The following is a 12795-nucleotide window of genomic DNA, read 5'->3' on the forward strand; positions in this document are numbered from 1 at the left end:
TCATGCGCAAGCTCCTGTTCAAGAATCTGCTGAGCCCGGCTTTGACGGAAGCGGCGCCGCAAGTGGAGGACCTGGCGCTCGCCCAGCTCGCGCGGTCCTTCGACGATATGGCGCGCCGCGCGCTCGGCCGCAGCCTGTCGATCCGCCATGTCGATGCCGGCTCGTGCAATGGCTGCGAGCTCGAGATCCATGCGCTGAACAATGTGTTCTATGATCTCGAGCGCTTCGGCCTCAAATTCGTGGCCTCGCCCCGCCATGCCGATGTGCTGCTGGTGACCGGACCTGTCACCCACAATATGCGTGAGGCGCTGGAGCGTACTTACAATGCGACGCCCAGTCCGAAATGGGTCGTCTCGGTCGGGACCTGCGCGCTCGATGGCGGAATTTTCGGCGAAAGCTATGCCTGTATCGGGGGCGTGTCGAAGGTGGTACCGGTCGATCTCCATATTCGCGGCTGCCCGCCCAGTCCTACGGCCCTGCTGCAGGGGCTCATCGCGCTGATCGAGAAGAGTGCCAGAACCCGTTGAATAATCCCAAACGGCATCCATCTTGCGATTGGTAGTAAACTTGCCTACTCTGAAAGGAGAACCGGCGATGGCGAATGTCGAGAAAGTCAGCGTGGCCGTCACGCCGGAAATGGCTACGGCGATGCGCGAGGCTGTTGAAAGCGGTGAATATGCGTCCGTAAGCGAAGTGGTGCGGGAAGCATTGCGCGAATGGAAGTTCCGCAGAGCACAGCGCGAGCAGGCAATCGAAGAGCTTCGCCGGCTATGGGATGAAGGCATAGCGAGCGGACCGGCGAGCGATGGCGAAGAAGCGTTCGCTCAGTTACGGAAAAGCTTTGAGGCTAAAATCCCAGGCTGGACTCGGTCGTGAGCTTTCGCCTTCGGCCAAAAGCCAAGGCCGACATCGAGAGCATCTCTCTGCATTGCCGAGGACAATCCGCCAGCCGCGAGATACTGGATTGAGGATACTTATCGCCATTGCCAGCAGTGGCGCGGGCGCGGGTGATCCTCACCTGCGCGGTTTCACCGCCTGGCGCGTGCGGGCGGACTCATAGGCCGCCTCGACCAGGGCATAGGTCTTGAGATTGTCCTCGCCCGAGGTGTCGGCGGCAAGCCCGTCGCGGAAGCGCTCAAACATATGGCGGTTGGTGTGCAGCACGGCCTCCTGCGATACATGCCAGGGTCGGCTCGTCCAGGCGAGAAGCGGTCCGCCGATCTCATCTTCGAAGGTCAGCCCCTGCGTCGTGACTTTCATCTTCTCGCCCTTGCTCACGATGAGCGAGCCACCATCGCCCTCGATCTCGATGAGCGTCTCGGGAAAGGGGTCATCGCCGCGGCGTGCGGCATAGGTCGCCTCGACGAGCGAGACCGCGCCCGACACATGGCGCATCATGATGGTGGCGGTGTCCTCCGCTTTGATCTTCGGATTTCGCTTCTGCGTCTCGCAAGTTAGATGCTCCACTTCGCCCAGGAAATAGCGGGCGAGGTCGAGGACATGGATACCCACATCCTGGACCACCAGCCTCTGTTCTTCGGCGAGATAGGGCTGGCCGCGATAGACGTCGAAGCCGGTGCGCCAGGAGAGCCTCGCCCATGTCGGCCGGCCGATCGTTCCTTGCGCCAGTACTTTCTTCACGTTGCGCATGGCTGTCGCGAAGCGGAAATTCTCGTGCACGGCGAGCCAGGCGCCGCGCCGCTTCGCCTCTTCGACGATCGCGACGCAGTCCTCCCAATTGGGCGCGAGCGGTTTCTGCACGACGGCGCCGACGCCCCGCGCCGCGGCGATCTGGGCGAGCTCCTTGTGGCTGTCCATGCGGGTTGCGATGTCGACGAGATCGATCTTCACCTCATCCAGCATGCGCGCCATGTCGGTGAAGTGAGGCACGCCGAACCGGGTGCCGGCGGCTAGCGCTTTCTCGGGGTCGCGGTCGCACACCGCCGTGAGCAGGGCGCCCTCGGGTGCCAAATCCGACCAGGCATGGAGATGGTTCTGCGCATAGAAGCCGCAACCGACCATGCCAATCGCCACTTCCTTGCGCTCTCCCATCGGTCTGTCACTCCTTATTGGTATAACAACCTAACTACATAACATGCTGATTGCCAAACTTGTGCAAGTCAACTACTGTTCCGCCGTCCCGGACTGGGCCCAGAACCCGGCGAAAAGGGACGAATTGGGAGGATTCCATGAAAGCAGTGACGCGAATACTCGCCGCGAGCCTTCTTCTCGGCGCCGCCATGACATTGGCGGCCGCGGCTCAGGACAAGGTGACCATCGGCTATTCGGCACCCGGCCTCGTCGGCGCGCAGGCGCAGATCCAGGCCGGCCTCGTCAATGCCGGCAAGGCCAAGGGGTGGGAGGTCGTGACCACCACCTCGGGCGGCGACGCCCAGAAGCAGCTCAACGACATCAATGACTTCATCGCCCAGAAGGTCTCCGCCATCGTGGCGGTTCCGGACGACTCGGCGGGCGTATGCCAGGCGGTCAAGGCGGCGAAGGAGGCCAACATCCCCTTCTACACCATCGACCGCGCGCCGCAGGGCTGCGAGATCGACATGGTTGTCCTTTCCGACAACTATCTCGCCGGCAAGCAGTCGGGCGAGGCTACGGTCGAATTCCTCAAGGCCAAACATGGCGCGCCCAAGGGCAAGGTGCTGGAGATCACCGGCAATCTCGCCCAGAACGTCGCGCAATTGCGCGGCGGCGGCTTCAACGACGTGCTCAAGCAATATCCCGACATCCAGGTGATCACCAAGGTCGGCGACTGGGATTCGGCCAAGGGTGTCGACATCGTGCGCGACGTCGCCTCGACCGAGGCCGATCTCGACGGCATCTACATGCATTCCGACTGCGTCTATGCCGCAGGCACGGTGCAGACGCTGAAGGAGATCGGCAAGGACGCGAAGGCGGGCGACAAGGCTCACATTCATCTGGCCGGCGTCGACGGCTGCCTCGGCACGCTCGACCTTGTCCGCAGCGGCGCCTTCGATCAGTCCTCCAACCAGCCCATTCCGGATTTCGGCGTGCTTGCCGCCGATTTCATCGAGAAGAGGCTCAAAGGCGAGGCGGTCGCGCCCGCGACCATCGAGAAGGAAGGGGCGCTCTGGTCGCCCGCCCGCCTCGAGAAGGCCGATGTCGGCCTGCAATTGTTCCTCGCCACGACCTCGGTCGGCAAGTCGAATGTCGACGACGAGCGGCTGTGGGGCAATATCGAGAAGAAGATGGGTGCCCAATAAAGGGCAGCGAGATGAGCGAAACGGCGAAGAAGCTCGAGATCGAGCTTCTCAACATCGTCAAGGATTTTCCAGGTGTGCGGGCCCTTGACGATGTTTCCTTTTCGGTCGCCGCGGGTGAGGTCCATGCGCTCGTCGGCAAGAACGGCGCCGGCAAGTCGACGCTGATGCATGTCCTGACCGGCCTCTATCCGCCGGATTCGGGCGAGATCCGCGTAAGAGGCAAGAGCCATCAAAGGCTCACCACGGCCGAGGCCAAGGCCCAAGGCATCGCCATCGTATCGCAACATGCGAAATATGTGGGCAGCCTCTCGATCGCCGAGAACATCTTCTCGGGCAGCCTGCTGCTCACCCGGGGAGGCTTCATCGACTGGCCGCGCATGTACGCGCAAGCGGACGAGCGGCTCCGCCGCTTCGGTCTCGATATCGACGTGAAGCGGCGCATGGACGGCACCTCCGTCGCCGAGCGGCAGATGATCGAGATCGCCCGCGCCCTCTTCGCCGAGGCGAGCGTCGTCATCCTCGACGAGCCGACCGCCCCCTTGCCCAAGCACGATGTCGCAAAGCTCTTCGGCTTCGTGAAGCGCCAGAAGGACAGAGGCGCTTCCTTCATCTATATCTCGCATTATCTCGAGGAGATATTCGAGGTGGCCGACCGCGTGACCGTCATGCGCAACGGCCGCATTGCGGGCGAGGCGCCCGTCGGCTCGATCACGCAAGGCGAACTCATCCGCCTCATCAGCGGCGCCAATGTCGAGCGTTATCGCAGGCCGCCAACGAAGCCCGGCCCGCCGGTGCTCGAGCTCAAGGGGCTCACGCGCCTCGGCCACTATGCCCAAGTCGACATCACCTTTCATTCGGGCGAGGTCGTGGGCCTCACCGGTCTCGAAGGCTCAGGTGCGGGGGCGCTCGTGCGCGGCCTCTTCGGCCTCGAGGCGCTGGGATCGGGCGAGGCCAGGATCGACGGCAAGCCCTATGCGGCGGAGAACCCCACCGTAGCGCTCAGCCGCCGCCTCGCCTATCTGCCGCGCGACCGGCACGGCCTCGGCATCATCGGCCTCCGCTCGGTCAGGGACAACATCACGCTCTCGGTTCTTCGCGAACTCGCATCGAGGCTCGGCTTCATCGATGGTCGCAAGGAAAACGCGCTGGTCAAAACCTATATCGAGACACTTGGAATCAAGACGCCCTCGCCCGAGGCGCCGGTCGAGCACCTGAGCGGCGGCAACCAGCAGAAGGTGGTGGTGGCAAAGCTTGCGGCGACGGAGCCCCGCATGTTGTTCCTCGACGAGCCGACCCAGGGGGTCGACGTTGCGGCCAAGGCCGAGATCCTGCGCATCGTCGACGAGCTGAGCAAGCGCGGCGTGGCGGTGGGCGTCGTCTCGGATGAATTGAGCGAGCTCATGGATATCTCGGACCGCATCCTGGTGTTCTATCGCGGCCGCATCGTGCGGGAATTCCGCAAGGGCCGCGAGGAGATCACCGCCGTAAAACTCCTCGCCGCGATCGAAGGCGAGTTCCAGGAGACAGTGCAATGAAGCGCGATTATGTGCCGGCCCTTCTCGAGAACCTGATCTGGTTCATCCTGATGGCGGTGTTCCTGTTCTTCACGCTGCAGTCGCCTTTCTTCCTGACCTCCGTCAACATCAGCAACATCCTTTCGGCCGCGGCGGTGCTGGGCGTTCTGGTCGTCGGCCAGACCTTCGTGCTGATCACCGGCAATTTCGATCTCTCCTCGGAATCGACGCTGGGCCTCGCCGCGCTGTTCGGCATCTGGCTCATCGTGCCGGCGATGGCGCCCAACTGGGGCGGCGGCATCCTGCTCGATCCCTATCTGTCGATTTGCGCCATCCTGCTCATGGGCGGGCTCATCGGCTGGATCATCGGTCTCCTGATCACGGTCGGCCGGATGAACAATTTCATCGTGACGCTGGCGATGCTGCTGATCCTGCGCGGCACGATGCTGGCCTTCACCCAGGGCAATGCGACGAGCGGGCTCAATTTCGAGCCGGCGGAGGTCTTCTATTGGCTAGGCCACGCGGCGGCCATCGACATTCCGGGCGTCATCAGGATTCCCGTCGCCGTCGTGGCCGCGGCCCTCGTCTTCGTCATCGGGCACATCGTGCTGAACCATCGCCGCTTCGGGCGCGAGCTCTATGCGATCGGCGGCAACAAGCAGGCCGCCATCGCTTCGGGGATCGAAGCCGACAAGCGCATCAGGCAGGTCTATGTCGTGAGCGGCGTGCTGGCCGCTTTCGGCGGCTGGATGCTCGCCGGACGCGTCGCCTCCATCCAAGTCAATCTCGGCGAGGGCTACATCTTCACGGTGATGGCGGCGGCCGTCATCGGCGGCGTCAGCCTGCAAGGCGGGCGCGGCACCATGCTGGGGGCACTCGGCGGCGTCCTGCTTCTCTCCACCATCGACCGCGGCCTCAATCTCATGAAGGTTTCGGTCTTCTGGATCAAGGTGATCCAGGGGCTTATCATCATGCTCGCCATGTTCATCGACGCCCAGCGCGTGCGCTACCGGGCCCGCTCCGCCGAGGAGACGCGGGCGCTCGCCGCGGCGCCGCAGGCGAGCGAGCATTGAGAAGGTGAGCCTCATGTCCTTCACCACCGTCCGTCGCCGCAAGATCCACGAGGACGTCGCCCTCCAGATCGAGGAGGCGATCATCCAGGGCATCTATGCCGAGGGCGACCAGCTGCCGCCGGAGCGTGAACTCATGGAGCGGTTCGGCGTCGGAAGGCCAGCGGTCAGGGAGGCGCTCCTGATGCTCGAGCGCTCGGGCGTCGTCCAGCTCTCGGCGGGCGAGCGCGCGCGGGTCGTCCATCCGACGATCGACGGTCTGGTCGACCAGATCTCGGCCTCGGCGCGCCATTTCCTCGCGACCAAGGCGGGCGAGCGCTCGCTGCAGGAGGCGCGCCGCGTGTTCGAATCGGCGATCGCCCGCCAGGCGGCGGAGGTGGCGACGGAAGCCGAGATCGCGCGGCTCGCCGAGGCGCTCGACGCCAACCGGCAGTCCTTGTCGTCGCTCTCGGATTTCGAGGTGACGGATGTCGCCTTCCATCTCGCTATTGCCGAGATCGGCGGCAACCAGGTGTTCAGCGCGATGCATCGCGCCATAGTCGGCTGGCTGGCGCTGCAGCGGCGCATATCGCTCAAGATCCCCGAGGCGCTCCCGAGCGCCTTCGCCCATCACGAGGCGATCTACGAAGCCATCGCCGCGCATGAGCCGGAGCGCGCCTGGCGGGCGATGAACGCCCATATCCGCGATGTCGAGCGCTGGTACGAAGAGGGAAGGGAAAGTGAGAGCCACAGCCGCTGACTTGGTTTACGTTGCGTCGTGCCCGGGTGTGAGTTCGAGTCTCTCACCGCCCACCTAGGCTGGATGGCGAGCGTGGCGCGCTCACCCTGAGCAACGGCGTGGCGTGACGCTTTATGAGTTGCTGAGCTTTGGCCCATTCTCACGGTTGTCTGGTGGATCGCTTTGCTTAGTGCTCTTCCGCATTAAGCCATATAATGCATATTGCAGGATGACCTCATCATCATGGCCGCCTTCAGCCGCGAGTTCGAATATCCGGACAGCTATGGTGTTCCGGGTCTCCAACGGAACGCCTTGGTGTCTTTCTAGAAGTGCTATCGCCCGGGCAAAGATAAGGTCTAGGCGTCTCAGCCGGTCCGACTCGAAATAGCTACTTGGCATGGGACGCTCCCTCCATATGGGGAACTGAGCTACTGAATCCCGACTTCAACCTTGTGTCAATGCCATATGATATTGAATACCCATCCAATATAAGGTCTATATTCTTAGCATTCCGCCCGGTCTCATCTGCCACCGAGGCCAGCCACGATATGGCGGAGGAGCATTTGTCCGCGATACGCGCCCACCAACGAATGGCCCAGTAACAGCGACAGAGGCCACGACGTCGCTTCAACCCCGCTTCTTGCGAGACTTCCTCGCTTTCGCTGCCCTGGCTGCCGAACGTTTGCGCTTCGCCTGTTCGTGCCTTTCACCATATTTCATCCCTTCGAGCTTCAACCCGTCCGGATCGAGAAAGAACACGGCATAATAGTCGTCGTAATATTCGTCAGCAGGATCGACGATGACGGTATCGGTCTTCTCGAGGAAGGCCTGCAAGGCATCGACATCCTTCCGGCTGCGCAGCTGGAACGCATAGTGGTGGAACCCAACATCACCGATGCGGTATTTGTGTTTGCGCCCTTGCTCATCCGCAGGACCGATCCAGAAGCGCGTATGGCCATTGGTCCAACCGATGGCCTCCTCATATTCCTCCGATATCTCGAAGCCGAGAAAGTCGAACAGCCGGCCGTAGAAGACCTTGGACTTCTCATAGTCGCTGACCCTGATGACGATATGGTCTATTCCAACGACACGTACCATCTGTCTGTCCCATGTTGATCAAGCTTCTCTCAACGTTCCGGTGCAGACATATGTTCCCGGGCGTGAGTCAAACCCCGGCAGTGTCAGATGGAGGCCTGACCGCCATCGATGACGAGCGTCGTCCCGATGCAGTAGCTCGCTTCGTCGGAGGCGAGCCACAATATGGCGGCGGCGCATTCATCCGCGGTGCCGGGCCGCCCGAGCGGGATCTGGTTGCTCCAATAAGCGAGCTCTTTCGTGTCCTTCATCACTGGCGCATTCATCGGCGTATCGATGAAACCCGGTATGACCATGTTCACGCGGATGCCGAGCCGCGCATAGTCGATCGCCATCACCTTCATCATCGCCAGCACGCCGCCCTTGCTGGCGCTATAGGCGGGCTCGTTGGTCGCCATGCCGAGATAGGCGCAGTTGGAGCCGAGGCAGACGATGGCGCCGCCGCCTGCCGCCAGAAGGTGGCGCGCGCCGTGCTTGCAGGCGAGAAACTGGCCGGTCAGGTTGGTCGTGATGAGCTTGTCCCAGATGGCGCGGTCGAGGCGGTCGACGCGGTCGTCCTGGCCGAGGAGCTCGATCCCGGCATTGGAGACGATGATGTCGAGCCCGCCCCATTCCTTGGCCGCCCTGTCCATCGCGGCCGCGATCTCGCTTTCGACCGAGCCGTCGGCGACGAGGACGAGAGCCTCGCCGCCTTTTGCCTGGATCTCGCGCGCGACTTCATCGAGCGGCTCGCGGCGCCGGGCGATGAGCCCGACCCGCGCGCCTTCGGCGGCGAGACGCAAGGCCGTGGCGCGGCCGATGCCGGCGCTGGCCCCGGTGACGACGGCGCGGCGGCCGGCGAAACGTTCAGCAATGATCTTCACGGGCGATCCTCCTTGCTTCAGACTTTGCCGGCGGCACGTTTCGCCTTGACGCTCTTGGCGAGATCGGACGGAAATTGCGGATGCGGCACGTCGAAGGAGAAATGCCGGAAGATCTCCTCGCCGATGACTTTCCAGACCAGCGGCGTCCCGCGCGGGATCAGATAGATGCAGGGCGCCTCGACCAGGACGGTGCGTTTCTCTTCCAGCGACGGCGGCTGATAGTAGGTGATTTCGGCCTTGCCCGAGGTCACGAAATCGAGCTGGTCGACCCAGGTCGTCCATTTATATTCATGGCCCGGGAAGAAATCCTCGAACACCACTTGGCAGCAAGGCTCCTCGATGCCGACTCCCACCATGCGATGGAGCCCGCCGCCCAAGAAATCGATCGGCTTCGGCTCGACCGAATCGAGGTCGTCCGGCTCGATCCTATAGTAGGAGAATTTCGAATAGTTGATCGGATACATGGGCTTCCTCCTATGTGGCGTCGATGCCTTTGAGTGCGGGCAGGACATGGCACCAGGTGCTGTGTCCAGCTTCGAATGCGGTAGGCGGCGGATCGCTGGCGAAGCAGGCTGCTTCGGCGTGGGGGCAGCGGGTGTTGAAGCGGCAGCCGGCTGGAATGGCGTAGGAAGAGGGGATCTCGCCTGCCAATGCCGGCTCGCGCGATGCCTTGCCCTCGAGATCGGGATGCGCCTTGAGCAGCGCCTCGGTATAGGGATGGCGCGGACGGGTGAAGACATCGGCGGTCGATCCCAATTCGACGATGCGCCCGAGATACATGACGGCGACGCGGTCGGCGAGATGGGCGATGACCGAGAGCTGATGCGAGATGAAGATCATGCTCAAGCCCAGATCGCGGATGAGCTCGCTGAACAGATTGAGGATCTGCGCCTGGACCGAGGCATCGAGCGCGCTCACCGCCTCATCGGCGATGATCATCCGGGGCTTGAGCGCCAGAGCGCGCGCGATGGCGACGCGCTGGCGCTGTCCGCCCGACAGAGCGCGAGGGGTAAGCTCGGCCATGGATTGCGGCAGACCCACGCGGTCGAGCAACTCGCGGACCAGGGGCTTAACGCCATCCTTCCCGATCAGGCCATGCACCAAGGCCGGCTCGCTGATGGCGCGGGCGATGCTGAGGCGCGGATTGAGCGAGCCACAGGGATCCTGGTAGATCATCTGCATGTCCCGGCGGATCTGCCTGAGGCCTTGGGTCCGCGCCTCCCAGACGTCCCGGCCGTCGAAGGCGATAGTGCCGCGATCCGGTCTTTCGAGTCTCACGATGCAGCGGGCGATGGTCGACTTGCCGCTGCCCGATTCACCCACGATGCCCAGAACCTCGTTCCGGCCGACTGACAGGGAGACGTCATCGAGAGCGACGAGGCGTCGCGCCGGCGTGCCCCGCATCATGTTCATCAGCGAGTTCCGGCCGCCATAGGTCTTGCGAAGCCGGGTCACGCTCAAGATTGGATTTTCCAGGGCGGCAATCATGGGGCTCTCAATTCACGAACGGGCAGGCGGACCCGTGGCCCGGCAGCTTCCGGTCGAGCGTCACGGGGATGGTCCCGCATTCGGACCGGGCCGACGGACAGCGCGGTTGAAACGGGCAGCCTTGCGGCAGCGCGGCCGGGTTGGGCGGCAATCCGGCAATGGTCTTGAGGGGCGGGCGTCCGGCGCCCACGCGCAATTGCGGGATCGCCGCCAGGAGCCCCCGTGTATAGGGATGGCGCGGAGCTTCGAGGATTTCGCGCGCGGGCCCCGATTCCATGATGCGTCCGGCATACATGACCGCGATCACGTCGCAATTTTGCGCCACCACGCCGACATCATGCGACACCAGGATCATCGACATTGAGGTTCGGTCCTTGAGGCGCGCCAGGAGATTGAGGATCTGATCCTGGATGGTGACGTCGAGCGCCGTCGTCGGCTCGTCGGCGAGCAGCAGATCGGGCTCGGTCGCGATCGCGATCGCGATCATCACGCGCTGGCGCATGCCGCCCGAGAGCTCATGCGGATAAAGCCTGAGCCGCTCGGCGGGCGCGGGGATGCCGACCTGATCGAGGAGATCGGCCGCGTATGTCTGGGCCGCCTTGGATCGCAATCCCAGCTTGAGGCGGAGCGTCTCGGTGATCTGATCGCCAATGGTGAAGACCGGATTGAGGCAGGAGGCGGGATCCTGGAAGATCATCGCGATTTCCTTGCCGCGCATCTTCATGATCTCACGGCGGCTGAAGCTCCGCCAGTCGCGCCCCTTCCACTCGATGTGCCCGCCGACGATCTCTCCCGGATGCGGCACCAGCCCGAGAAGGGCGCGCAAGGTGATGCTCTTGCCGCATCCCGATTCCCCCAGAAGGCCGAGGCTCTGGCCGGTCTTGACCTGGAGCGTGACGCGGTCGGCGGCGAGAAAGGCGCCATGCCGGTTGGTGAGGCCGACCGAAAGATCGCGCACATCGAGCAGCGGATTTGCTGGCGGCGTGTGGGACATCATCGGCCGCTGTCGTCGAGCCGGTCGGCGAGGCCATCGCCGATCAGGCTGAAGCCCACGCCCGCCAGGACGATGACGAGCCCCGGCAAGGTCGAGATCCACCAGGCATTGAGCAGGTTCTTCTGCCCTTGCGCGATCATCTCGCCCCATTCGGGGGTCGGCGGCGCGACGCCGAGGCCCAGATAGGAAAGCGCCGCCAGCGTCAGGATGTTGAGAACGATATCCGACATGGAGAAGACGAGGTTCGAACGCAGGAGATTGGGAAGGGCATGCACGAATATGATGCGCGGCGTGCCGTAGCCGAGGGTTTCGGCATTCAGGATGAATTCGCGGCGGCGGATCGCCAGCATCTCGCCGCGCGTCAGCCTGGCATAAAGCGCCCAGCTCACCGCGATCACGCCGATATAGGCGCCGGCAAGGCCCGGCCCGACGATGGCGGCGATGGTGAGGATGAGGATGATGAAGGGAAAGGAGATCACCAGATCGACGATGCGCATGATGATCGTGTCGATGATGCCGCCGAAATAGCCGGACAGCGCGCCGATCAGGAGGCCGATGACGAGCGAGACATAGGTCGTGACGATGCCGAAGACGAGATCGATCCGCCCGGCATGGAGGACGCGGCTGAAGATGTCGCGGCCGAGATCATCGGTGCCGAAGAGGAATTCGGAAGACGGCGGCGCCAGAGCATTCATGAGGTCCGTGGCCAGAGGATCCCTGAGGCCGAGGAAAGGCGCTGCGAAGCTCAAGGCCACGATGACCGCCGTGATCGCGATCCCGGTATAGAGCGAGATCGTGGCCCAGCGACGATCGAGGACGGCCCGCTTGTTGAGCCGCGCCCAGGCGCTTTCCGCAATGCCGGGAGGAGGGGGCTTCACTGCCGTATCCTCGGATCGAGCATCGCGTAAGAGAGATCGACCAGGAAATTGGCGATGACCACCACGACGCCGAAGATCAGGGTCAAGGCGACGATCACCGGGTAGTCGCGCTGGACGATCGCCGCGACCATGAAGGACCCAAGCCCCGGTATGGAGAATACATTCTCCACGATGACGGCGCCCGAGATCAGGAAGCCGACATTGACGCCGAGTATCGTCAGCATCGATATCAGCGAATTGCGCAGCACGTGCTTGAAGAGCACGCGGGCCTCGCTGAAGCCGCGCGCCCGCGCCGCTTCGATATATTCCGCCGTCAAAGTCTGGATGATGCTGGCCCTGAGGCTGCGCAACAATATGGGCGCAAGATAAAGGCCGATGCTGACCGCGGGCAAAGTGAGGCTCGCTATATAGCCCGTAATCCCTTCGCCCAGGCCCGAGGTCGGAAAGAATTTGAGGCGGATGCTGAACAAGAGGACCAGCAGCAGCGCCGTCCAGAAGGACGGCATGCAGAAGGCGAGAGTCGTCAGCATCCGCACGATGTGATCGGGGAGGAGATTGCGCCTCACGGCGGACAATAGCGCCAGCGGAACCGCGATGACGAGCGAGATGACGATGGAATAGGCGACGAGCGCCAGGCTGTGGGCGGCGCGCATCGCCACGATAGGCCCGATGGAGGCGCGCTGGAACAGCGATTCACCGAAATCGAGGCGCAGCGCATTGACGAGGAAGTCGAGATATTGCGTGACCAGCGGCTTGTCGAGGCCGAGCTGTTCACGCAAGGCGGTAACTGCTTCCTCGGTCGCACGCGAGCCCAGCATCACGCGGGCTGGATCGCCGGGAACGAGATGGATCACCGAGAAGGCCGCCAGTGTGATGATGAGGAGGACAGGGATGGAGTGCGCCAGCCTTCGGCCGGTGAAAGCTAAGAGCGACAAT

Annotated in this window: 14 protein-coding genes; 6 read left to right on the plus strand and 8 right to left on the minus strand. The window is 63.3% G+C overall.

The features are described 5' to 3' along the window. The first annotated feature begins 2 nt into the window (after positions 1–2). Entirely contained in the window at positions 3–527 is a 525-nt protein-coding gene (locus DS839_RS30865) for an NADH-quinone oxidoreductase subunit B family protein (RefSeq protein ID WP_119274386.1), read from the plus strand. A gap of 67 nt (positions 528–594) precedes the next feature. Then, positions 595–876, plus strand: coding sequence for a type II toxin-antitoxin system ParD family antitoxin (locus DS839_RS30870; RefSeq protein ID WP_119274387.1), 282 nt, complete (start codon positions 595–597; stop codon positions 874–876). A gap of 138 nt (positions 877–1014) precedes the next feature. Here DS839_RS30870 and DS839_RS30875 read toward each other — a convergent pair whose 3' ends face one another. Beyond that, the gene (locus DS839_RS30875) at positions 1015–2052 is read right to left on the minus strand and encodes a Gfo/Idh/MocA family protein (protein ID WP_119274388.1); all 1038 of its coding nucleotides are present in this window, start codon (positions 2050–2052) and stop codon (positions 1015–1017) included. A gap of 137 nt (positions 2053–2189) precedes the next feature. Between DS839_RS30875 and DS839_RS30880 the strand changes: the two genes are divergently transcribed. The 4 genes from DS839_RS30880 to DS839_RS30895 are packed head-to-tail and all read left to right on the plus strand — an operon-like array spanning position 2190 to position 6562. Next, positions 2190–3239 carry a sugar ABC transporter substrate-binding protein gene (locus DS839_RS30880; protein WP_119274389.1) on the plus strand — a complete coding sequence of 350 codons (1050 nt, stop codon included), beginning with the start codon at positions 2190–2192 and terminating at the stop codon, positions 3237–3239. 11 nt (positions 3240–3250) lie between these two features. Next, entirely contained in the window at positions 3251–4774 is a 1524-nt protein-coding gene (locus tag DS839_RS30885; protein WP_119274390.1) for a sugar ABC transporter ATP-binding protein, read from the plus strand. Continuing rightward, complete coding sequence (locus tag DS839_RS30890; protein WP_119274391.1) at positions 4771–5826, plus strand: ABC transporter permease; 1056 nt, start codon at positions 4771–4773, stop codon at positions 5824–5826. The genes DS839_RS30885 and DS839_RS30890 overlap by 4 nt, the downstream gene beginning before the upstream one ends. 13 nt (positions 5827–5839) lie before the next feature. Then, a complete protein-coding gene (locus tag DS839_RS30895) occupies positions 5840–6562 on the plus strand; it encodes an FCD domain-containing protein (RefSeq protein ID WP_119274392.1) in 723 nt (240 codons plus the stop codon). 606 nt (positions 6563–7168) lie between these two features. Here DS839_RS30895 and DS839_RS30900 read toward each other — a convergent pair. From DS839_RS30900 to DS839_RS30925, 7 genes are all read right to left on the minus strand, one after another. After that, on the minus strand, positions 7169–7639 hold the full coding sequence (locus DS839_RS30900) for a VOC family protein (RefSeq protein ID WP_119274393.1): 471 nt from the start codon (positions 7637–7639) through the stop codon (positions 7169–7171). A gap of 83 nt (positions 7640–7722) precedes the next feature. After that, positions 7723–8499, minus strand: a complete 777-nt coding sequence (locus DS839_RS30905; protein WP_162918916.1) for an SDR family NAD(P)-dependent oxidoreductase — start codon at positions 8497–8499, stop codon at positions 7723–7725. A 17-nt stretch (positions 8500–8516) separates the two neighbouring features. Then, positions 8517–8963, minus strand: a complete 447-nt coding sequence (locus tag DS839_RS36735; protein ID WP_162918917.1) for a cupin domain-containing protein — start codon at positions 8961–8963, stop codon at positions 8517–8519. 10 nt (positions 8964–8973) lie between these two features. After that, positions 8974–9987 (minus strand): ABC transporter ATP-binding protein, encoded by a 1014-nt coding sequence (locus DS839_RS30910; RefSeq protein ID WP_119274395.1) that lies wholly within the window; start codon positions 9985–9987, stop codon positions 8974–8976. Positions 9988–9994: 7 nt separating this feature from the next. Then, positions 9995–10984 carry an ABC transporter ATP-binding protein gene (locus DS839_RS30915; protein WP_368912020.1) on the minus strand — a complete coding sequence of 330 codons (990 nt, stop codon included), beginning with the start codon at positions 10982–10984 and terminating at the stop codon, positions 9995–9997. Continuing rightward, positions 10981–11859 (minus strand): ABC transporter permease, encoded by an 879-nt coding sequence (locus DS839_RS30920; protein WP_119274396.1) that lies wholly within the window; start codon positions 11857–11859, stop codon positions 10981–10983. Before DS839_RS30920 ends, DS839_RS30915 begins: the two co-directional genes overlap by 4 nt. After that, positions 11856–12794, minus strand: coding sequence for an ABC transporter permease (locus DS839_RS30925; RefSeq protein ID WP_119274397.1), 939 nt, complete (start codon positions 12792–12794; stop codon positions 11856–11858). The genes DS839_RS30920 and DS839_RS30925 overlap by 4 nt, the downstream gene beginning before the upstream one ends. Position 12795 lies beyond the last annotated feature (1 nt).

Source organism: Taklimakanibacter deserti, from assembly GCA_003574785.1.